Source organism: Aequorivita sp. KMM 9714 (assembly GCF_011065475.1).
GTDB classification, from domain to species: domain Bacteria; phylum Bacteroidota; class Bacteroidia; order Flavobacteriales; family Flavobacteriaceae; genus Aequorivita; species Aequorivita sinensis.
Genome location: NZ_JAAGRO010000001.1, coordinates 1,065,820 through 1,088,574, shown reverse-complemented (window position 1 = coordinate 1,088,574; position 22,755 = coordinate 1,065,820). Strand labels below are relative to the sequence as shown.

Sequence of the window (22,755 nt, the reverse complement as noted above, 5' to 3'; positions counted from 1 at the left end):
ACATAAGCCTACTTCTCAGCTTGATATTCGTCCTATGCTTTAATTTTTTTTTATTTTATTTAATCAATTTTAGCAGCACGCAATCTTAGTGCATTTGTTATAACTGAAACCGAGCTAAAACTCATTGCTAAAGCCGCAATCATAGGAGACAACAAGATTCCAAAAACAGGGAATAGCACTCCTGCAGCAACTGGAACACCCAGCGTGTTGTAAATCATTGCAAAAAACAGATTCTGCTTAATGTTTCTCATCACCTTCTCACTTAGTTGAAACGCTTTTACAATTCCGTGTAAATCACCTTTAACTAAAGTAACTCCGGCGCTTTCTATAGCTACATCAGTTCCTGTTCCCATCGCAATTCCCACATCGCTTTGAGCCAAAGCAGGAGCATCGTTAATTCCGTCACCTGCCATTGCTACCTTTTTACCTTTAGCTTGTAGTTCTTCTACTGCTTTAAGCTTGTCTTGAGGTAGCATTTCTGCCTTAAAATCTTTTAGATTTAATTCCAAAGCAACCGCCTGCGCCGTATCGTGATTATCTCCAGTAAGCATAATAACCTCAATTCCTTTTTCTTGAAGATCAGCAATAGCTTTTTTACTAGTTGCCTTTATTTTATCAGAAATAACAACATAACCAACTACATCACCTTCAACTGAAAGCATTGGTACAGTTTTACCTTTTTTCTGTTCTTCTGAAATATTAGCTTGAAGAGAATTAGAAATTTTCGCACCAGCCTCTTCCATCATTTTTTCGTTCCCTAGTGCCACCTTTTTACCATTGATAATTCCGGTAACACCTTTTCCTGTAACTGAATTAAAGTCTGTAGTTTTAAAACCACTTGCTTCTGTGTTTACGTTTTTCTCTTTTCCATACTTAACAGTGGCATCAGCAAGAGGGTGCTCACTATTTTGATTGAGTGAAACCATATATTGAAGCACTTCATCTTCAGTATAACCTTCTGACGAACCCACTTTTTCTACCGAAGGCTTTCCTTCTGTAATTGTCCCTGTTTTATCAATGATTAACACATCAACTTTATTAAGCGCTTCAAGAGATTCGGCATTTTTAATTAGCACTCCATTTTGAGCTCCTTTACCAACACCTACCATTACAGACATTGGCGTAGCAAGTCCTAATGCACACGGACATGCGATAATTAAAACCGCGATAGCATTTACTAACGCATACACATAAGAAGGTTCTGGTCCGATTAATGCCCAAACCACAAAAGTGATTATGGCAATTAAAACAACTATTGGTACAAACCAACCCGATATTTTATCTGCTAATTTTTGAATTGGAGCACGACTCATACTGGCTTTATTAACCATATCGATAATCTGAGAAAGCAAAGTATCACTACCAATTTTTTCTGCTTTCATAACAAAGGTCTGCTTACCATTTATAGTTCCAGAGCTTACTTGGTCACCAACAGTTTTAGTTACAGGCACAGGTTCTCCGGTTATCATCGATTCGTCTATCGAGCTTTCGCCTTCAATTATACTACCGTCTACAGGAATTTTCTCACCAGGTTTTACACGAAGTTTATCCCCTAGTTGAATATCATCTATCGAAATTGTTTCTTCTATACCATCTACAACTCTTACAGCCTTATTAGGCGCGAGTTTCAATAATTCCTTTACTGCAGAATTTGTGCGGTTATGAGCTCGAGCTTCTAGCACTTGCCCCATTAACACCAAAGTAAGAATTACAGCAGCCGATTCGAAATAAACGTGAACACTTCCCGATTCAGTTTTAAATTGAGGAGGGAAAAAATCTGGAAACAACATTCCGAAAACACTAAAAATCCAAGCGACACCAGCACCAATACCGATTAAGGTAAACATATTTAAGTTCCAGGTTTTTATGGATCTATAGGCGCGTTCAAAAAACATCCAAGTAGCATAGAACACTACAGGAATAGACAAGACGAATTGAACCCAATTCCAATTTTTCATCGACATCCATTCATACAACGGATTATCAGGGATCATTTCTGACATTGCGATAATAAATATTGGAATTGTAAAAGCAACGGCTATCCAGAATTTTTTCAGTAGTAGTTTATAGCCACTGTCATCTGCCGCTTCATCTGCAGAATTACTTGCCATAGGCACTAAATCCATTCCGCAAACTGGGCAATCACCAGGCTTATCATAGGTTTTGTCACCTTCGCAGTGCATCGGACAATAAAATGTCCCTGATTTGCTTTGGCTTGCTCTTCTTTCTTCCTTTCGCTTTTGGTGTCTAGCAGCGGCCTTTGTATCGCCTTTTACAGCAATACTATAACTTCCTCCATCATCCTCGAAAGCCTTTTCAAAAACTTTTAAAGGAATCTGACTTTTCATTTCAATTACAGCTTCTCCTTTTTCTAAGTTTACCGACGCCTTCTCGACTCCTTTAATTTTGTTTAACGTCTGTTCTACGTGAGCTCTACAACCATCGCAAGTCATCCCGTGAATTTGATAACTCTCTTTAACAGCAGCTGTTTTACTTGGCTGAGCTACTAAATGCATACCACAAACAGGGCAATCACCCGGCTTATCATATGTTTTATCACCTTCGCAGTGCATAGGGCAATAATAAACACTAGAACTGCTTGCATTGTGTTTTTGTTCCTTATCATTTTCCTTAAGCGAAGCTTCTTTTACAGTATCATTAGGTGAAGAAATTTTGTATCTACCCCCGTCTGATTCCAAAGCACTCTCAAAAACTTTAAGCGGGATATGCTGCTCCATTTCAATCACTGCTTCACCTTTTTCAAGGTTTACAGATGCATTAGAAACACCTTCAACATCATTGAGTATCTTTTCCACGTGACTTCTACAACCATTACAGGTCATTCCGTCTATAGTATATTTATGTGTCATTTTTATTTGATTTTAAATCTATAGTTAAGCGAATTACTGTTCTAAAAGTTTTATACAGCAAAACCTACACTCCAAGTTAATGAAATATAAGCACAAATAGATTTAAGAAATCAAATTAAGAAGGTCTCGTAGAGAATATTTAAATCCCGTTCGAGAGGTGGCGGATTGTATTCCGCATAGAAGATTTTTTGAAAAGAAGTTATATCAACTTCCTGTAGTACAAATACCGAAACAAATGTAGCGACAAAGGTTTTGTTGAACTTAACATCAAATGATGCCTTTGTAAAATTTTCGTCGGTTTGTATTTTAGTTATATGGTTATCGCAACAGTCTGGAGCTTCAGAAGCTAAGTTTTCTATCTCACAATTAGAGTCGGAAGTTTCTGCTTCCATTTCACAAGAAAGATGTTTTTCGACTAATGTAACCTCAGATGTGATTTCCATACCCCCACAAAAATGTTGGGCATAAGCTATCCCTGAACTGCTAGCGAGCATCAGTATAGACAAGAATATAGATATCACTTTTTTCATTATAAAGCAAAAGTACAAAAAAAAGCCTTCCGAAATATTGGAAGGCTTTTTTGTAATTAGTTAATTTCTGAATCAACTCTACCACATTTCAGCATCTTATCACCGAAATAAGGGTTTAGAATATTTTTACCACTGCTAATCCAAGCAGCACCTTTATTATTGAAAGCCATTGGGCAATATTGTTTGTAAAGTGTACCAGACGCTAATGCTCCTTCTAGCATACCTTCAATCCCTGCAGTAAGAGTTTCAAAATGCTCACGCTGTACATTAACATCCTCTGATGCAGCCATAGCAGCAACTGCTGTTTGAGTAGCTTCATTTACTTCTACTTCTTTAATAAGAACTTCAAGCTTAGAGGATTCTGTAGCTGTTTTTTCAGCATCAGTGTTCACTAAAGCTTCTTGAACTTCAATATATTGATCAAAAATAGCTTCTACCTTTGGGTCGTTGAATTCAGCTTCTCTTTCTGAAATTTCATAAACTTCTTTTTCAGAAGCAGTATTATCAACAGTAACTACTTCAGGTTCTTCCACCTTTTTCTCATTGTCTTTACAAGACGTAAATGCAATAGCTGTAAACGCTAAAACAACAAAAGATAACTTTTTCATAATGAATTTTAAATTTAAGTTGCAAATATATTGATTTCAATTTGAATTGTACTTATGAAAATAAAAGGCTGGAAGTAATATCAAAAGAAACAACGGTTGAATTAAAAAACGACGTACATAGAAAAGCACAAAATGACTCGATGTTCCTTCTGAAGTGTAAATTATTAAACTGAATACAATCATAAGTATCATGAAAAGTATTGCATAAAGAACCAATGAAATTTTAATCACTTCCCTATTCCTAAATAGTAAGGATATAATTCCAAGAGAAATAACAGAGTTTAGTATAAATCGGAATGCTGTATTTACATGCAACAAAAACACATCCATTTCAGGAAGAGGCGCGGTTTTATAATCGGATTTAAAAAAATTCAATAAAGGATCGTAAAAAAGATTGTCTTCAAAAGCGCGAACTAGCACTAGAAAGGAAGTGAGAATTACAACTAGTAATATTCTTATAGATTTACTCACTTTACAAGATTTGATTTCGGATTCACATTTAACATTCGCACCCATATCATCCACAGCATAAATACAAAACCATAAATTATTCCTGGAAAAACTACGGCGTGAAGCACGTTTTCATATTCAGGAAATTTATAAAGTGCTACTGTTAAAATGGCTATTCGAATAATGTTTATAATGTAAATTAACACTGCGCCTGCAAAGATGTAAAGAATAGTTTTTTTGAATTTTTCTGCAAATGCAATAATAAAGGCTACAAAAAGTATAATTACACTCACCGAGTTACAACCTTCAACAATATTTACTGTGTATCTCCCATCTATTGTCAACAACATCCCCTCTACGGTTTGCGCTGGATTTAAACATGCAGCATAGCCAAAAGTATTCAACACAGCAACGCTTTGCATCGCAACAAGGTGTGTTATATAATCAGGATAAAAAGAACCGTTTTTAGATAAATTCAAATAAACTGAATACAGAATACCCAGCAACAAATACGTTCCGATAAAAAGACCTACAAAGCGCACAACTGATTTGTATTTCAACAAGAGTTCTTTCACCGGTTAGTTTTTAGAAATTTGAAAAGTTACAGTTTATTTTTTTGTTCAATTTTAACAAAAATACATTATTTGTTCTTGGTGCTTAATGAGCGATTTAAAATACTTTTGCCTAAATATTTTAGATATCATAAAACTATGCCTTTTTCAGAGTTAAAACCAAAAATAAAAACGATTCTAGCAAATGACGCTAAGGGTACAAATGAGCGCCTAAATCAAGTTTGTGAATTACTGCAAACAACTGTAAGCTATTACGATTGGGTTGGGTTTTATTTTGCAAATGAAGCCGAAAAAACACTTCACTTAAAAGCATTTGCAGGCGAACCAACAGATCATACAGTTATTCCTTTTGGAAAAGGAATTTGCGGACAAGTAGCTGTTAGCAACCAAAACTTTGTAGTACCAGATGTAAAAGCACAAGACAATTATATAGCTTGTAGCATTACTGTAAAAGCTGAAATTGTAATTCCACTTTTTAAAGATGGTAAAAATATTGGTCAGATAGATATCGATTCTAATACTGCAGATCCTTTTACTGAAGCAGACGAGAAATTTTTAGAATGGGTGAACAAAGAGGTTGCGGAGATACTTTAGTGGCAACCACTAAGTATATTCTAGAACTGAACCTTCTAATAACTAACAAATTCCAAAGGCATAATAAAATGCTTTTGGAATTTTATTTTTAATGTGATGTTTCTGCAAATCGCAAAGCTTTACATTCCAGTTCTAATTGCTTCAACTGGATCTAATCTCGACGCGGAAATTGCAGGAAGTATTCCAGATATTAAACCTATAGCTGCACTAATAGCTGTACCGATAAGCATATTCCAAGGTGAGAGCACAAATTCAAAATCGCCTGTAAATTGCGATGCCAAGATTGAAACTATAAATACTAAGAACAACCCTATCAAACCGCCTATTACAGCTAAGATTACAGCTTCAAATAAAAACTGGAATAAGATAAATTTATTTTTAGCTCCTAATGACTTTTGAATTCCAATTAAATTGGTTCGTTCTTTCACACTCACAAACATAATGTTCGCAATTCCAAAGCCTCCAACCAATAATGAAAAACCACTAATTATCAACCCAATTAGGTTCATACTTCCTGTAATATTGTCTATTAAATCGGCAAAGCCTTGAAGTTGATTAATAAAAAAAGTACTAACCTCATCCGGTTTTAAACCTCGTTTTAATCGGAGTTGTTGGGTTAGCATTGCGATAAACTCGGCATTGTCAACTCCTTTTTCAGGTTTTACTACAATTTGCGGGAATGTATTTTTGTTATTATCTCCAAATATTCGTCTAACAATATTTACTGGAATCCAAACAGAAGTATCTTTTGAATTACCGAATAAACCAGCGCCTTCTTTTTCTAAAACCCCAATTACATTAAATCTTCGTCCGTAAATTCTCACTTCTTTTCCAATGGCATTAGCAGCATCTCCAAAAAGTTGATTCGCAATTTCATCTCCTATAACCACAACCATAGAGCCGCTATTAGATTCTGCAGCATTAAAAAATCTTCCTTGTCCAAGCTTAAGAGCTTCAATATCGTAATAGCTTTCTGTAACCGCACCAATAGGCACATTATCTACTTGATTGCTTTCAGATTTTATGCTTTCATTTGGCACGCCTAATGTGAAAGACGCAGCTTCTAAATTTGGAGTATTTCGTTCGATGTATTGAAATTCGTCATAAGTAACATCTGGAAACTGTTGCCATTTCCAACGTGGGATTTCGGTAGGGCCAAAACTAAAACGCATTATGATGATTGTACTATTATCTAGTCCGCTCATACTTCCTTCTATCTCCCGTTTTAAAGAATCTACTGCTGCAAGTACAGCTATAATCGAAAAAATTCCAATAGTTACCCCAACTAAAGACAAAAAAGTCCGCAATTTATTGTTCCGGAGTGCATTTAATGCGAAGTTGAAACTTTCCTTTAAAACGCGAAGATATATTAGCATTAAGATTTTAAATTAGCGATTGACGATTTCGTTTTCGACCTGGTTGATAAAATTATTAAAAGTAAGACGTTTTCTCGTTGTATATGTTACAAATTTACTATTCAATTATGTACTTTTGCACCTTAATTTTTAGCAATGAACAATTCCAAGAAAATCAAGTCAGCTTTAATCTCTGTTTTTAGCAAAGAAGGACTAGCTCCTATCGTAAAAAAATTACATGAACAAAATGTAAAAATTTACTCAACAGGAGGCACCGAAAAATTTATAAACGATTTAGGCATCGATGTAATTGCCGTTGAAAACATAACCGATTACCCATCAATTCTAGGAGGTCGTGTAAAAACATTACACCCAAAAGTTTTTGGAGGAATTTTAAACCGACAAGATAACGAGAGTGATGTTGCGGAAATGGAAAAATTCAATATTCCACAGTTAGACGCTGTAATTGTTGATTTATACCCTTTTGAAAAAACTGTTGCTTCTGGAGCATCAGAAGAAGATATTATTGAAAAAATTGACATAGGTGGTATTTCGTTAATTCGTGCCGCAGCTAAAAACTTTAAAGACACTATTTGTGTTTCTTCAGTTGATGATTACGCTGAGTTTTTAGAATTAATTTCAGCAAACGACGGAGAAATTTCACTTAAAGATCGCAAGCGTTTTGCTGCAAAATCATTTAATGTTTCTTCTAATTACGACACTGCTATTTTTAATTACTTCAATTCAGAAGAAAACTTACCAGCGTTTAAAATAAGTGAAACTAAAGGTCAGGAGTTACGTTACGGCGAAAACCCACACCAAAAAGGATTCTTCTTCGGAGATTTTGATGAAATGTTTACTAAACTTCACGGTAAGGAATTGAGCTACAACAACCTTCTGGATGTTGATGCTGCAGTAAACCTAATGAACGAATTTAAAGGCGAAGCACCAACTTTTGCTATTCTTAAACATAACAACGCTTGTGGAATTGCACAACGCGACACTGTAAAAGAAGCTTATTTAGATGCATTGGCAGGTGATCCTGTTTCAGCTTTCGGAGGAATTTTAATCAGCAATGCTGAAATTGACGAAGCTACCGCTAATGAAATTCACAGTCTTTTTTGTGAAGTAGTAATCGCTCCATCTTACTCGAAACAGGCTCAAGAAATTTTAGAAGGAAAAAAGAATAGAATTCTATTAATTCAAAAAGAAATTGAACTACCTTCAACAACTGTAAGAACTTGTTTGAACGGAGTTTTAGTTCAAGATAAAGATAATATTACCGATACTGCTGATATTTTAACACATTCAACTAACAATAAACCTAGTTCATCTGAGTTAGAAGACTTGTTGTTTGCTTCTAAAATATGCAAGCACACTAAGAGTAATACAATTGTCTTGGCAAAAGGAAAACAACTTTGCGCTAGTGGAACCGGACAAACGAGCCGTGTAGATGCACTAAGACAGGCAATTGACAAAGCAAAGTCGTTTAATTTTGAACTTGAAGGAGCTGTAATGGCAAGTGACGCATTTTTCCCTTTCCCTGATTGTGTGGAAATTGCAGACAATGCAGGTATTACTGCAGTAATTCAGCCTGGAGGTTCTATTAAAGATCAGCTAAGTATTGATTATTGCAACGAGCATAATATGGCAATGGTATTTACCGGAACACGTCATTTTAAGCATTAAAAAATCATTACATTTGTTAATATAAAACACAACAGCTTAATATTCAACACCGCTAATTAAAAACTATGGGATTTTTTGACTTCCTAACTGAAGAAATAGCCATTGACCTTGGTACCGCGAACACACTGATAATTCATAATGACAAAGTAGTTGTGGATGCGCCATCTATAGTAGCACGCGATCGTACTACTGGGAAAATAATTGCGGTAGGTCGTGAAGCCGCTATGATGCAGGGGAAAACTCACGAAAACATCAAGACTATTCGTCCGTTAAAGGATGGTGTAATTGCAGATTTTGACGCGAGTGAAAAGATGATAAACATGTTTATCAGTGATATTCCTGCTCTAAAAAAGAGATGGATTAAACCTTCATTGCGTATGGTTGTTTGTATTCCTAGTGGTATTACTGAAGTGGAAATGCGTGCGGTAAAAGAAAGTGCCGAAAGAGTAAACGGAAAAGAAGTTTACTTAATCCACGAACCTATGGCTGCCGCAATTGGTATTGGTGTTGATATTATGCAACCAAAAGGAAACATGGTTGTGGATATAGGAGGTGGTACAACAGAAATTGCAGTTATTGCCCTTGGTGGTATTGTTTGCGACAAGTCTGTTAAAATTGCTGGTGACGTATTTACAAACGATATCGTTTATTATATGCGAACTCAGCATAACCTTTATGTAGGTGAACGCACTGCTGAAAAGATAAAAATTCAAATTGGTGCTGCAACTGAAGATCTTGAGCTTCCACCAGACGAAATGGACGTTCAAGGACGTGATTTGTTAACTGGAAAACCAAAACAAGTACAAACTTCATATAGAGAAATTGCAAAAGCATTAGACAAGTCTATTCTACGTATAGAAGACGCTGTAATGGAGACATTATCACAAACTCCACCAGAACTTGCTGCCGACATTTACAACACAGGTATTTACCTTGCAGGTGGTGGTTCAATGCTACGCGGATTAGATAAAAGACTTTCACAAAAAACTGATTTACCAGTTTATATCGCTGAAGATCCTTTACGCGCAGTAGTACGTGGAACTGGAATATGCTTGAAGAATCTTAATAAATACAAAAGCGTACTTATAAAATAATTTCCTAAAAGCGATTAATCAAAAACAATAGCATACTGTTTATGGCGTTGCTACCATTAGAAAGCAGAATATTTTAACCCTATTAAGCAATGCAGCAAATAATATTTTTCTTTATACGGAATAAAAACTTCCTGTTATTTGCTGTATTGTTTATTATTGCTCTTGCTTTAACAATTCAATCTCACAATTACCACAACAACAAATTTATAAGTTCTGCAAACGTTGTAACAGGTGGAGTCTATACTGTGAGAAATAATATTACAGATTACTTTACTCTAGCAAAGGAAAACGAAGATTTACTACAAGAAAATTTAATGCTCCGCAAAAAACTAAGTCAATACAATGAATTGAACTTAGCTCCTACTTTAGATAGCGGTAATATCATCAACAAATTTGAGTATTATTCTGCTCGAGTAATCAACAATAACTATTCAAAAACTAAAAACCAGCTTACCTTAGATAAAGGTAGAAGAGATAGTATTAAAAGAGATTATGGTGTTATTTCTTCAAAAGGGATTGTTGGGATTGTAAGCGATGTATCAAACAACTATTCTACTGTTCAATCTATATTAAACACCAAAAGTAGAATTAACGCTAAATTGAAAAAATCTAGCCATTTTGGATCACTTATTTGGAATACAAAAGACCCAAATATAGCCCAGTTGATAGATATCCCAAGAATTGCAGATATTGAAAAGGGAGATACAATTATCACAGGTGGGCGATCAACTATTTTTCCCGAAGGTGTACTAATTGGAACCGTGAAGGATTTTCACCTAGACAATGACGATAATTATTATTACGTAAACATCGATTTATTTAATGATATGACTAGTCTTGAGCACGTATTTTTAATCAAAAATAATGATGCAATAGAGATCAATGAGCTAGAAAAAAGAGTGGAAGATGCAGAGTAACGATATATTAATTAATATAGTACGGTTTATAGTGCTTGTTTTTATACAAGTGCTACTGCTTAATAATATTAATTTAGGCGGTTACATAAATCCATTTCTTTATATCTATTTTATACTACTATTCCCTCTTGATGGTAATAAAAGCTTACTAATTTTTTTAAGCTTTCTATTAGGTCTTTCTATCGATATTTTTGAAGATTCAGGTGGTGTTCACGCGGCTGCATCGGCCTTTATCGCATACATTCGACCGTTTGTTTTAAAGTATTCATTTGGTGTAAGCTACGAATACAAATCTGTAAAAATTAAAAAAGCAGATACAACTGAAAAAATCACTTATATCACTTCTTTAGTATTAATGCATCATTTTGTTATGTTTTCACTAGAAATATTTAGTTTTAAACATATACCATTGTTATTAAAATCTACGTTATTTTCAGGAATATTCACAATAGTCTTGACAATGTGTACTATGATTTTGTTCAATAGAAAATCGAAATGAGAAAAGTTGTACTTATAGCATTAGTTTTATTAAGTGGTGTACTTTTCACGGCTAGGCTTTTTTATCTGCAAGTTTTAGATTCTTCTCCAGAATCTCTTGAGCAAAATAGCGCTATTAAAGTGATGTATGATTATCCGCAACGCGGGTATATATTTGATCGTAATGAAAATCTCTTAGTTTCCAATCAACCATCGTATGATGTCATGGTTATCCCTAGAGATGTGAAGCCATTAGATACTTTGGAGTTTTGTAAACTTTTAAAGATTTCTAAAGAGGATTTTAAAGAAGTGTTACGTAAGGCTGAAATTTACTCTCCGAGGTTACCTTCAGTAGTAGTTCCACAATTAAATAAAGCCGACTACGCTTCACTTTCAGAAAAAATGTACAAGTATGAAGGCTTTTACATTCAGCGTCGTTCCCTTCGTGACTACCAAGTAAAACACTCTGCTAACGTTCTAGGATATATTGCTGAAGTAAACAACGCAATTATTAAAAAGAATCCCTATTACCAAATGGGGGAACTAATTGGAACCGCTGGTGTTGAAAAAGAATACGAGGAAGTTTTACGCGGTGTAAAAGGAGTAAAATACATACAAAGAGATCGCTTTAACAGAGATATTGGGCCTTATAAAGACGGAGTATTCGACACAATTCCAGAAAGAGGTAAAGATATACAACTTACTATAGATGCAGTGCTTCAGGAGTATGGTGAAAAATTAATGGTTAACAAAAGAGGTGGTATAGTTGCTATTGAACCAAGTACTGGTGAAATCCTTGCTCTTGTTACAGCGCCAAGTTACGATCCATCGCTATTGGTAGGAAGGGACCGATCGAAAAACTTTACAAAATTGTGGTATGATACCATTGCAAAGCCTTTATATGATAGAGGTTTAATGGGTGAATATCCACCAGGATCTCCCTTTAAAGCATTAACCGCACTTATTGCACTTCAAGAAAATGTAACCACAGAAGACGACCGAATAAACTGTCCTGGAGGGTACTATTACAATGGAAGACGCTTGATGAAATGTCACGGGGCTCACGGCGCCACAAGTATGGTTTATGGTATTGCAAAATCTTGTAACACTTACTTTGCAACACTATACCGGAGATCTGTTGATAATTACTCTACCATTCAAGAAGGTACTGATAAATGGAAAGAACATTTAGCGAGTTTCGGACTTGGTAACTTCTTAGGATACGACCTTCCAAGTGGAAAGAGAGGACTTATTCCAGATTCAAAATTTTATAATCGCTTTTATAATTTCCCAAAATACAGATGGTTTTCAACTGCTACCATTTCAAACTCTATTGGTCAAGGTGAAATTAACCTAACACCAATTCAAATGGCAAACTTTACAGCTGCCATTGCAAACCGAGGATGGTATTATACTCCCCACGTAATTAAAAACATAATTGGAACCGATACCATTCCACAAAAATTCAAAGAAAAACACCATACAACCATCGACCCTAAGCATTTTGAACCTGTGGTTGAAGGAATGTATCAAGTTTACGAATCGGGAACTGCATCTTATCTTAGAATACCAGGAATTGAAATATGCGGTAAAACAGGTACAGCCGAAAACTTTACCAGAATCGATGGTAAACGTGTACAACTTACCGACCACTCTATTTTTGTGGCCTTTGCACCTAAAGATAATCCTAAAATAGCTTTAGCAGTATTTGTAGAAAACGGATATTGGGGTTCTCGTTGGGCAGGTAGAATTGCTGGTTTAATGATTGAAAAATACATTAAAGGTGAAATAACTAGAAAGGATATGGAGAAATTTATCCTTGAAGGTAGTTTAGAAGATGAATATGCTAAGCCGCATAGCGGGAAACCTTTTACAATTAATAGATAATGTCTGCAGCAAAAACATATATGAAATTTGACTGGTTGATGATCTTTATTTTCATCGCCTTAGTTTCTATGGGCTGGATTAATATTTATTCCGCATCGCTCAGTGATTCTGCTCAGGGATATTTTGATTTTAAGCAGATTTACGGCAAACAAATGATTTGGATAGGATTAAGTTTTATACTTATCATTTTCATATTAGCAATAGAATCAAAATTTTACGAAAATTACGCAAGTATTATTTATTTAGTCTCCTTACTTTCCCTTGCGGGGCTCTTTGTGTTTGGTCGTACTATAGCCGGAACAACTGCTTGGTATGACTTTGGTGGTTTCAGTATTCAACCCAGTGAATTTGCCAAAGCAGCTACTGGTCTAGCACTTGCGAAATACGTAAGTGATATTCAAACCAACATGCAAGAGTTAAAGCACCAAATAAGTGCATTTATTATTTTAGCTCTTCCTGTTATACTCATTATACTACAACCTGACCCTGGAAGTGTATTGGTGTATGCTGCATTTGTATTTCCATTATACAGAGAAGGATTACACGGAGTTTATTTATTACTAGGACTTTTTGCCACCGTTATTTTTGTTTCTACACTTGCGTTTGGAGCAGTTTGGGCGGCAGTAGCGGTTTTACTAATTGCTGGAATAGTTTATTACAGAAATAGAAAAAAACGTCCAAATATTTTAAAATATATAATGATTGTTGTTGCTTGTATTGGGTTTGCATTTTCAGTAAGCTATATCTTCAACAATGTATTTAAACAACACCATAGAGACCGTTTTAATATAGTTCTTGGTAAAGAAGTTGATTCACGAGGAATTGGCTACAATACAAATCAAAGTGAAATTGCAATTTCGAATGGTGGATGGTTAGGAAAAGGCTGGACACAAGGCACACAAACGAAAGGAAATTTTGTACCCGAACAACATACCGACTACATTTTTAGTACAGTTGGTGAAGAGTGGGGATTTGTAGGAAGTATGATTGTAGTCCTCCTATTTATTGGCCTCATTCTCAGAATTATTTACAAAGCTGAAAAACAGAAAAATCAATTCGGGAGGGTTTATGGCTATAGTGTAGCAGCAATTATCTTTCTTCACTTTTTTGTGAATATAGGAATGGTTACTGGTATATTTCCAACCGTTGGTATTCCACTCCCCTTCTTTAGTTACGGAGGATCTGGACTATGGGGCTTTACTATCTTACTTTTTATATTTGTAAAGCTAGATGCAGCCAACTATTACTACACCTAACACAAAGCTGAAGTTTAGGATTTTCTGACAACTGAAACCTTTTTATCTATTTCTTTCCCCAAGCTTTTAAGTCAATCATACTTTCCATTTTATCTTCAATTGAATCAGGCAAGGCAGGAAAGAAATCTATACCCGTTTTAGCTTCTATTTCGTCGATAGAAACTACATATTCATAAAAAGTATTACTACTAGGTTCGTTGGGGATTAAAAAAGCTATAGCTTTATGATTGCCATCTGTAACATCTACAACAATTTTATAAAACTCATTAGGCACAGAAACATTTTCATACCCAATAGTTTCCATATTTCCATTTAAAACACCTCCAGTTACCACATAAACTCCGTCGTATTTATTTGCCCAATACCTAACCTTTTGTTCTAAACGATTCCAAATTCCAGCATTAAATTCACGGTTTTGAGGACTAACATTACTGGTTAAAAAAGTTTCATTATAAGCTTCAAAAGACATTTTTCTATCGCCAGCAGGAACTAAATGCCCGCGATCATAACCAGAGTTTTTGTAATTGCGCCAGTCTGCAGATGTTGTTGACACCTTATTGTCAATTTCAAAATAAGGTCTTTTAAATTCATTTCTAGATAAATCGCTTTTACTAAGTTCATAAGCAACCCATTCTGCCTGTTCATGATCTTCAGAATAGGAAAGTGTGAAATAATTGTGTCTTACTATAGCTCCAGTAGTAGATTCTGGAAGAAATGAGTCATCAAATTCTTTCGAATTTCTAACAACTTGTGTTGATGTATCTGAAATAATATTATTATTCCCATCAAAGATATCGTCTGAATAGTACAATACAACGGTAAGAATAATAATAACTAAGGGATAAATGTATTTTCGATTCATAGGGTCAAAAATACTATTAACTTATAATCTTTAAAAGTTTGAAGTGTTTATTCTATGAGTTTAAGATATAATGCATAACATTAATTTCTCACATCCATAGCATCTCTTAAAGCATTCCCGATTAGCATAAAAGCCGTAACCAAGCTCATAATTGCAAGGCCAGGAATTAAGGCTAAATAAGGTTTTCCTAAAATAATATATGCGTAGTGATCTTTTATGATTCCTCCCCAACTTGGCATTGGCGGCTGAGCACCTATTCCTAAAAATGAAAGGCCACTTTCTATTAAGATTGCTCCCGCAAAATTGGCTGCCGAAATTATAATAACTGGCGCCATACTATTAGGTAAAATATGTTTTACTATAATTCTAAAATCATTATAACCTAAAGCTCGGGCAGCAGTTACATATTGCATCTGTTTTACCCCCATTACCTGCCCTCTAACCACTCTTGCAACTTCTACCCACATTGTGAGCCCTACAGCGATAAAAACCTGCCAAAAACCTTTACCAAGAGCTAGGGTGATAGCAATCACTAACAGTAACGTTGGAATAGACCAAGTAACATTGATTACCCACATAATTGCTGCATCCACTTTCCCTCCAAAATACCCAGCAATTGCGCCCATTGTAATCCCAATTACCAAGGAAATAAAGACCGCTACAAACCCTATGGCAAGCGAGATTCGGATTCCTATTAACATTCGGCTTAACAAATCACGGCCATATTTATCAGTTCCGAGATAGAATTTCTTTTCTGAAATGTATTTGTTAGGAATTTCCTTCACTGAAGTAACATCAGGAAAAAGCGATACTGAATATTCCTTTTGAAGTCCATCAGTGCCATCAGGAGTATATTCGGTTATCTCGATAGTATTAGACTTTAATGAATAATTTGAAATAGGAATTTCAGTATTTGCATTCTTTTCACCAAAAAAGAAAACCGAGATTGGGTTTTGATCTTCTATGGCAACAGGAATTGTAAGCATTTGCACTGAAAATCCAGGGTTTTTAGAATGAATGGACAAGTGCATCTGATTTGCATTTTGTGAATTATCCGGCGCCAATGCGTAAGCGAATATGGCTACTAATACACAAACCATTAAAAACCCCAAACTGAAAACGCCCCAGAAGTTCTTTTTAAACTTCTGAAGCGCTATTTGTGTTAATGAGGTTGAGTTTTTCACGTTTCAAATTTACTGAAAATTTTAGGTGAATAGCCATAAAAAAACCTACAAGGTTTTTGAAATCTTGTAGGTTTTAAATCTGCCTTCTAGAAATACTAGAAAGTACTAGTTTTTAATATCCGCTACTTTTTTAGCTTTTATATTATTAAGCTTTAAGTCTTCTAACACGTGGATAGCTTCTTCAACATAAATATCTTTACTTAAGCTTTTATGCCATCTCTTACGTTTTTCTGAAAGCGTTGTATCTTGTTTCATCAATTCAACTTCATAAGGCAAAGATTTAAAAGTTAGCTTATTGTCATACTTGTCAATTGCATCAAAGCGTTTACTTATTTCTTTACGTTTTTCAATTTCGGCAGTATAATCATTAAAATTAAGGTTTACTTCCTTTTCATCTCTGCGCTCTTTAATCCACTTCGCATTTTCATCTATTAGTTGCAACTGCTCATTTTTAGCCATTCTAGCTTTACTGTTATCAATGGTTTCTTGAAAGCCAATATAGCCATCCCAAATATCATACTTAGCCGCATCAATTTTATCATAAGGTAGTGGGTTTGGGTAATCACGCTCCCCTATATCGATATAACTGTAACGATCTGGCATAACAACATCACTATTTACACCTTCTAACTGTGTTGAACCACCATTAACTCGGTAGAATTTTTGTGATGTAATTTTTATAGCTCCTAAGTCTCCTATATCATTGTTTCTAACCCATTGGTTTAAATCAACAACATTTTGCACTGTACCTTTTCCGTATGTTTGTTTGCTACCAATTACAATAGCTCTTTTATAATCCTGCATAGCAGCAGCTAAAATTTCTGAGGCTGATGCAGAAAGTTCATTTACTAAAATTACTAAAGGTCCGTCCCATACAATTTCGTTGCTTTCATCTTCTAAAACCTCCTTTTTTCCTGCTGAAGAAACCTGAACAATTGGTCCTTTCTTAATAAATAACCCAGCAATATCCACAGCAGTTCTAAGTGATCCACCACCGTTATTTCGAAGGTCTAACACAAGTCCCTCCATTCCTTGTTCTTTTAAACGTAGAATTTCTTTTTTAACATCGGAAGCAGCATTGCGCTCTTTATAGTTTTCCATGTCGAAATAAAACTGAGGCAAATTAATAAGTCCGAATTTGCGACCGTTATTTTCTATATATGAAGATTTAGCATAAGTTTCTTCAAGTTCAACTACGTCGCGAGTAATAACTTTATCTGAAATAGTTCCATCAACATTTTTTACTGTAAGAGTAACTTTAGTCCCTTTTGGACCTTTAATTAGTTTTACAGCATCATCTATACGCATACCAACTATGCTAACAGATTCATTTTCTCCTTCTTGTTTAACTTTAAGGATAGCATCACCAACTTCAATTTGTTCACTTCTCCACGCTGGTCCTCCACTTATTACCTCAATTACCGTTATGTAATCGTTTTTCTTTTGAAGTCTAGCACCAATTCCTTCTAGTTTTCCAGACATTTGAAGGTCGAAACGATCTTTATCTGGTGGTGCGAAATAGTTGCTATGCGGGTCAAACTCTTCAACAATAGTATTTAGATAAATTGCAAAATAATCCTTACGAACAAGATCTTTTGTGAAATCGAAATATTCATCTAATGATGTTTTTGCAGTTTCTCGAGCCTTTTGTTCTAGCTCAGCCATAGATTTTGGTTCGAATGGCTCTTCAGAGGCTTTACTCGACTTTTCTTTATTTTCGTCTTCGTTATCTTCCACTTCAGCATTATCATCGTTATCGGACTTATCTAAAGCTTTTTGTTTAGTTTTTTGCTCTTCAACATAGTCGTAGTAGCTAGAAAGTGTTGTAAACTTTAGTTGCTGTTCCCAACGAGCCTTTAAAGCTTTGGTTGACGTAGTATATTCGATATTGTCGTAATCTACATTAATAGTTTCTTTTTCATCAAAATTGAATGGCTTGTCTAAAACTTCAGGATAGATTTTCTTCACATCTTCCATTCGTTCTTGGAAGCGATTATATACTAAATTGAAAAAAGATAAATCTTTATTCTTTATTTGGTCGTCAATTTCAGTTTTATACTTACTGAACTCTTCAATATCTGAAGCTAAAAAGTATCTTTTTAAAGGATCAAGGCCTTTAATGAAATTATCAAAAACATCAGCCGAAAAAGCATCGTCGATAGCCTTCGGGTCATAGTGTCCTTTTTCAAGAACATAAGTTATAAGATCGAGTAGTAATTTATCTTTATCCGGGTTTTCAAATTCTTTAGTAGTGAAACTGCAAGAAGCTACAGAAACAAAAACTGCCAAAAATAAAACTTTAAAATTCTTCTTCATTATCCGCATAGTAAGGGTGTTGATTTAAGAGTGTCTAAATTATACAAAAAACCGTGCCATTAAACTATTTTGCTACTAATATTTTGTTAAACAGCCATTATTGATTGAGAAACAAGGATTCTTATTTCAAATTTAATAAATGTACTTTTGTGTCTTCAAAATTTTAAAGAATGACAAACAAAAGACCACTTATTTTAGTAACCAATGACGACGGAATTAACGCTCCTGGAATAAGAGCATTAATTGAGGTTATGAACACATTAGGGGACGTTTGTGTGGTTGCACCAGATTCTCCACAAAGTGGAATGGGACACGCTATTACTATTAACGACGCTTTATACTGTAATCGTATAAATATAAATAAAGACGAGCCTCAAGAAGAGTATAGCTGTAGTGGTACTCCTGTTGACTGTGTAAAAATTGCAGTAAATGAAATTTTAGATCGAAAACCTGATTTATGCGTTAGTGGTATTAACCACGGAAGTAATTCGTCCATCAATGTTATTTACAGTGGTACTATGAGTGCCGCAGTTGAAGCAGGAACTACTGGGATACCGTCTATTGGTTTTTCTCTTTTAGATTATTCGTTAGAAGCTAATTTTGAGGCATCAAAGAAAATTGTAAAAGCCATTGCTGAACAAACGCTTAAAAACGGACTTCCTAATGGCGTGGTTTTAAATGTAAATATCCCAAAGCTTAATTCTTCTGAAATAAAAGGGATGAAAGTTTGCCGTCAAGCAAATGCCTATTGGCAAGAAAAATTCGACAAACGCACTAATCCCCTAGGAAGGGATTACTATTGGCTTTCTGGTGAATTTGTTAATCAAGATAAAGGACAAGATACAGATGAATGGGCTTTAGAAAATGGGTATGTTTCAATTGTACCTGTTCAATACGATTTAACAGCCCACCATGCTATTAAAGTAATTAATTCTTGGGAATTACAGTAAAATTAATTGAATGTAAAACACTAGATAATAGTGATAATACAATTGTTATAATATTTATACACAACGAATGAAACCACACGTAAAAGAAATTTTAATAGGACTAATAATAGGGTTACTAGCAAATGTTGCAGGAACCTATCTATATATCTTCTTTTTTTCTGACTTAGAAATTGAAGATACAATCAAAGCTGCATTAGCCAATGATTTTCTAGGTAGTTTAATAGCCTTAGGAGCCATTTTAAATTTAATAGTTTTCTTTATTTACCTTAAGAAAAACCAAGTTTATAGAGCAAGAGGAGTTGTTATGGCAACAGTAATTGCCGCATTAGTAATCTTATATACAAAATTTCTATAAAATTATAGCGGGAGTTTCTTTAACTCATTAACTTAGTAATTCAATAACCTAATAATAAAATACAAAAGAATGAGACGTGCAGTATTTCCTGGAACTTTCGACCCTATTACACTTGGACACTTAGACATTATTAATCGTGCACTACCCCTATTTGATGAAATAATTATTGCTATTGGTGTTAATGCCGATAAAAAAACAATGTTTACTTTGGAAGAACGCTTGAAGTTTATTGAAGACATCTTTAAAAATGAAGAAAAGGTAAGCGTTGAAAGTTATTCTGGTTTAACAGCTAAATACTGTATAGAGAAGGATGCTCAATTTATTGTTCGTGGTTTGCGAAATACTACCGATTTAAATTACGAGCAGCCAATAGCTCAAACCAATTACCAGATGGCGAATGTTGAAACTATATTTTTAATCTGCTCTCCTGAGGTTTCTAATATCTCATCTACAATAGTAAGAGATGTTATGCGCAACAATGGCGATTACTCTAAGTTAGTTCCTACTTCAGTAAAAAGTAAATAAAGTAGCAGTTTTAAAAAAAAAAAATCAAATCTGAATAATAAAAAAACCCTTTCAGTTTCCTGAAAGGGTTTTAAAAATTTTAATTAATCTAGAATTAAAGCGCAGCTACATGCTTAGCCATATTCGACTTCAAGTTAGAAGCTTTATTCGAATGAATAATATTCTTCTTAGCCAATTTGTCGATCATAGAAACAATTGAAGGGAACATTTTCTCAGCTTCTGACTTATCAGAAAGCTCTTGAAATCTCTTCATGGCATTACGAGCAGTTTTATGCTGGTAACGGTTACGCAAGCGTTTAGCCTCGTTGCTTCTAATTCTCTTTAATGCTGACTTGTGATTTGCCATTGTATTTTTATTTAATTCTAAATTTTTGTAGTCCGTAGGGGAATCGAACCCCTGTTACCAGGATGAAAACCTGGCGTCCTAACCCCTAGACGAACGGACCATTACATTGTTTAATGCGGGTGCAAAAATACACCTTTTTTTTAATGTTCCAAATCCTTTTTAAAAAATTTTTAAAATTTTAATCAGGATTATGAAAAAGAACTTTTTTAATCAATCTCCCCAGTTCGAAAACAAAACTAATTGTCTAAAATAACCGGTTTAATCGTGCATTATATTTTCAAATGCGGGTGCAAAAATATACCTTTTTTTCAATACTTCAAAATGTTTTGAAAAAATTTTCAAAAAAATTAATATGCTTTTGCAAAAAGCACTTTTCCAGTCGATGGTTTACCTGTAACCATACAAGTTCCCGCTACCTTCTCACCTTCTAAAGGAATACATCTAATTGTAGCTTTAGTTTCGTTTTTAATTTTCTCTTCAGTTTCTATAGTTCCATCCCAATGAGCTAGTATAAAACCTCCTTTGGTCTCTAAAACCTCTTTAAACTCTTCGTATGATGACACCTCGGTTGTATTCTCTGTTCTGTGTGCAACAGCTTTATCAAAAAGATTTTTCTGAATTTCATCCATTAAAGACTTCACCTTTTCAACTACATCCTCATTAGAGATGAATTCTTTTGTAAGCGTATCTCTTCTTGCCAATTCTACAGTACCCTTTTCAACATCTTTAGGACCAATGGCAATACGCACAGGAACTCCTTTTAATTCGTATTCATTAAACTTCCATCCTGGCTTTTGGGTATCGCGGTTATCGTATTTTACTCTAACACCTTGCGATCTAAGTTTCTTCATTAATTCTAAAGCAACTTCGTTTACTGCTTCAAATTCTTCATCTTTTCTATAAATAGGAACGATTACAACTTGATCTGGAGCCAAATTTGGAGGCAACACCAATCCGTTGTCATCACTATGTGTCATAACTAAAGCTCCCATTAAACGTGTAGATACACCCCAAGATGTAGCCCAAACGTAATCTAACGTACCATCTTTTGCGGCAAATTTTACATCAAAAGCCTTAGCAAAATTCTGACCTAAAAAGTGAGATGTTCCCGCTTGAAGCGCCTTTCCATCTTGCATTAAAGCTTCAATACAATAAGTTTCTAAAGCACCAGCAAAGCGTTCACTTTCAGTTTTAGTTCCTTTTACTACTGGTATCGCCATATAGTTTTCAGCAAAATCTGAATATACATTCATCATTTGTTCTGCTTCTGCTATAGCTTCTTCTTTAGTGGCGTGAGCAGTATGCCCTTCTTGCCACAAAAATTCGGCAGTACGTAAAAACAAACGTGTACGCATTTCCCATCGCACCACATTCGCCCATTGGTTTATCAATAATGGTAAATCTCTATAAGATTGAATCCACTTTCTATAGGTATCCCAAATAATAGTTTCCGATGTTGGACGTACGATTAATTCCTCTTCTAGTTTAGCATCTGGATCTACAACAATTCCGCTTCCATCCTCAGCATTCTTTAATCTATAATGAGTAACAACTGCACATTCCTTAGCAAATCCGTCAACGTGACTTGCCTCTTTACTGAAATAAGATTTTGGTATAAATAAAGGGAAATAAGCATTTTGATGTCCTGTTTCTTTAAACATTCTATCCAATTCAGCTTGCATACGCTCCCATATTGCATATCCGTATGGTTTAATAACCATACAACCTCTTACTCCTGAGTTTTCAGCCAGGTCTGCTTTGATTACCAGTTCGTTATACCATTTTGAGTAATCTTCTTCGCGTGTAGTTAATTTCTTTGCCATAGGCCGGGTTTTGGCACAAAAGTTGCACCTATGTTAAATGATTAGTTATTGTCCGCAAAACTACTTATTTTTATAATGTCCAACAATTAAATTAC

21 protein-coding genes and 1 tRNA gene are annotated in these 22,755 nt (G+C 34.8%); 10 read left to right on the top strand and 12 right to left on the bottom strand.

From position 1 onward, the window contains the following. Window positions 1-59 precede the first annotated feature (59 nt). The 5 genes from G3A46_RS04835 to xrtF all read right to left on the bottom strand — a co-directional run bounded on the left by G3A46_RS04835 (window position 60) and on the right by xrtF (window position 5,033). A complete protein-coding gene (locus G3A46_RS04835; RefSeq protein WP_165146872.1) occupies window positions 60-2,870 on the bottom strand; it encodes a heavy metal translocating P-type ATPase in 2,811 nt (936 codons plus the stop codon). A 110-nt stretch (window positions 2,871-2,980) separates the two neighbouring features. After that, window positions 2,981-3,400 carry a hypothetical protein gene (locus tag G3A46_RS04830; RefSeq protein WP_165146870.1) on the bottom strand — a complete coding sequence of 140 codons (420 nt, stop codon included), beginning with the start codon at window positions 3,398-3,400 and terminating at the stop codon, window positions 2,981-2,983. A 56-nt stretch (window positions 3,401-3,456) separates the two neighbouring features. Continuing rightward, window positions 3,457-4,008, bottom strand: a complete 552-nt coding sequence (locus tag G3A46_RS04825) for a DUF3347 domain-containing protein (RefSeq protein ID WP_165146868.1) — start codon at window positions 4,006-4,008, stop codon at window positions 3,457-3,459. Between the two features lie 36 nt (window positions 4,009-4,044). Next, complete coding sequence (locus G3A46_RS04820; RefSeq protein WP_241836858.1) at window positions 4,045-4,479, bottom strand: exosortase F system-associated protein; 435 nt, start codon at window positions 4,477-4,479, stop codon at window positions 4,045-4,047. Then, on the bottom strand, window positions 4,476-5,033 hold the full coding sequence (gene xrtF / locus G3A46_RS04815) for an exosortase family protein XrtF (protein ID WP_165146863.1): 558 nt from the start codon (window positions 5,031-5,033) through the stop codon (window positions 4,476-4,478). The genes G3A46_RS04820 and xrtF overlap by 4 nt, the downstream gene beginning before the upstream one ends. A 135-nt stretch (window positions 5,034-5,168) precedes the next feature. On the opposite strand from xrtF, the gene G3A46_RS04810 reads away from it, so the two are divergent. Continuing rightward, a complete protein-coding gene (locus tag G3A46_RS04810; protein WP_165146860.1) occupies window positions 5,169-5,624 on the top strand; it encodes a GAF domain-containing protein in 456 nt (151 codons plus the stop codon). A 119-nt stretch (window positions 5,625-5,743) separates the two neighbouring features. Here the strand turns inward: G3A46_RS04810 and G3A46_RS04805 are convergent, their stop codons facing one another. Beyond that, window positions 5,744-7,000, bottom strand: coding sequence for an ABC transporter permease (locus G3A46_RS04805; protein ID WP_165146857.1), 1,257 nt, complete (start codon window positions 6,998-7,000; stop codon window positions 5,744-5,746). 135 nt (window positions 7,001-7,135) lie between these two features. Here G3A46_RS04805 and purH point away from each other — a divergent pair, with 135 nt between their 5' ends. The 6 genes from purH to rodA all read left to right on the top strand — a co-directional run bounded on the left by purH (window position 7,136) and on the right by rodA (window position 14,299). Further along, window positions 7,136-8,668: a bifunctional phosphoribosylaminoimidazolecarboxamide formyltransferase/IMP cyclohydrolase gene (gene purH / locus G3A46_RS04800; protein WP_165146854.1), complete on the top strand. Its 1,533-nt coding sequence runs from the start codon at window positions 7,136-7,138 to the stop codon at window positions 8,666-8,668. 65 nt (window positions 8,669-8,733) lie between these two features. Continuing rightward, window positions 8,734-9,762, top strand: coding sequence for a rod shape-determining protein (locus G3A46_RS04795; RefSeq protein WP_165146851.1), 1,029 nt, complete (start codon window positions 8,734-8,736; stop codon window positions 9,760-9,762). Between the two features lie 89 nt (window positions 9,763-9,851). Then, on the top strand, window positions 9,852-10,679 hold the full coding sequence (mreC, locus tag G3A46_RS04790; RefSeq protein WP_139855754.1) for a rod shape-determining protein MreC: 828 nt from the start codon (window positions 9,852-9,854) through the stop codon (window positions 10,677-10,679). Beyond that, entirely contained in the window at window positions 10,669-11,178 is a 510-nt protein-coding gene (gene mreD / locus G3A46_RS04785; RefSeq protein WP_139855753.1) for a rod shape-determining protein MreD, read from the top strand. Before mreC ends, mreD begins: the two co-directional genes overlap by 11 nt. Beyond that, window positions 11,175-13,043 (top strand): penicillin-binding protein 2, encoded by a 1,869-nt coding sequence (gene mrdA / locus G3A46_RS04780; protein ID WP_165146848.1) that lies wholly within the window; start codon window positions 11,175-11,177, stop codon window positions 13,041-13,043. The genes mreD and mrdA overlap by 4 nt, the downstream gene beginning before the upstream one ends. Next, the gene (rodA, locus tag G3A46_RS04775; protein ID WP_165146845.1) at window positions 13,043-14,299 is read left to right on the top strand and encodes a rod shape-determining protein RodA; all 1,257 of its coding nucleotides are present in this window, start codon (window positions 13,043-13,045) and stop codon (window positions 14,297-14,299) included. Before mrdA ends, rodA begins: the two co-directional genes overlap by 1 nt. A gap of 46 nt (window positions 14,300-14,345) precedes the next feature. On the opposite strand, the gene G3A46_RS04770 is transcribed toward rodA, so the two are convergent. The 3 genes from G3A46_RS04770 to G3A46_RS04760 form a co-directional block, all read right to left on the bottom strand. After that, the gene (locus G3A46_RS04770) at window positions 14,346-15,161 is read right to left on the bottom strand and encodes a DNA/RNA non-specific endonuclease (RefSeq protein WP_165146842.1); all 816 of its coding nucleotides are present in this window, start codon (window positions 15,159-15,161) and stop codon (window positions 14,346-14,348) included. 80 nt (window positions 15,162-15,241) lie between these two features. After that, window positions 15,242-16,345 (bottom strand): ABC transporter permease, encoded by a 1,104-nt coding sequence (locus G3A46_RS04765; RefSeq protein ID WP_165146839.1) that lies wholly within the window; start codon window positions 16,343-16,345, stop codon window positions 15,242-15,244. Between the two features lie 105 nt (window positions 16,346-16,450). After that, window positions 16,451-18,661 carry a carboxy terminal-processing peptidase gene (locus G3A46_RS04760; protein ID WP_165146836.1) on the bottom strand — a complete coding sequence of 737 codons (2,211 nt, stop codon included), beginning with the start codon at window positions 18,659-18,661 and terminating at the stop codon, window positions 16,451-16,453. A gap of 170 nt (window positions 18,662-18,831) precedes the next feature. On the opposite strand from G3A46_RS04760, the gene surE reads away from it, so the two are divergent. The 3 genes from surE (at window position 18,832) to coaD (ending at window position 20,491) form a co-directional block, all read left to right on the top strand. Beyond that, complete coding sequence (gene surE / locus G3A46_RS04755; RefSeq protein ID WP_165146833.1) at window positions 18,832-19,611, top strand: 5'/3'-nucleotidase SurE; 780 nt, start codon at window positions 18,832-18,834, stop codon at window positions 19,609-19,611. Window positions 19,612-19,678: 67 nt separating this feature from the next. Next, window positions 19,679-19,966, top strand: a complete 288-nt coding sequence (locus tag G3A46_RS04750; RefSeq protein ID WP_165146830.1) for a hypothetical protein — start codon at window positions 19,679-19,681, stop codon at window positions 19,964-19,966. A 69-nt stretch (window positions 19,967-20,035) separates the two neighbouring features. Next, window positions 20,036-20,491 (top strand): pantetheine-phosphate adenylyltransferase, encoded by a 456-nt coding sequence (gene coaD / locus G3A46_RS04745; protein ID WP_165146827.1) that lies wholly within the window; start codon window positions 20,036-20,038, stop codon window positions 20,489-20,491. A gap of 94 nt (window positions 20,492-20,585) precedes the next feature. Here coaD and rpsT read toward each other — a convergent pair whose 3' ends face one another. The 3 genes from rpsT to proS all read right to left on the bottom strand — a co-directional run bounded on the left by rpsT (window position 20,586) and on the right by proS (window position 22,660). Further along, window positions 20,586-20,837, bottom strand: a complete 252-nt coding sequence (rpsT, locus tag G3A46_RS04740) for a 30S ribosomal protein S20 (RefSeq protein ID WP_139855298.1) — start codon at window positions 20,835-20,837, stop codon at window positions 20,586-20,588. A 28-nt stretch (window positions 20,838-20,865) separates the two neighbouring features. Then, window positions 20,866-20,937: transfer RNA gene (locus tag G3A46_RS04735), tRNA-Glu, on the bottom strand. Between the two features lie 247 nt (window positions 20,938-21,184). Then, window positions 21,185-22,660 carry a proline--tRNA ligase gene (proS, locus tag G3A46_RS04730; protein WP_165146823.1) on the bottom strand — a complete coding sequence of 492 codons (1,476 nt, stop codon included), beginning with the start codon at window positions 22,658-22,660 and terminating at the stop codon, window positions 21,185-21,187. Window positions 22,661-22,755: the final 95 nt, after the last annotated feature.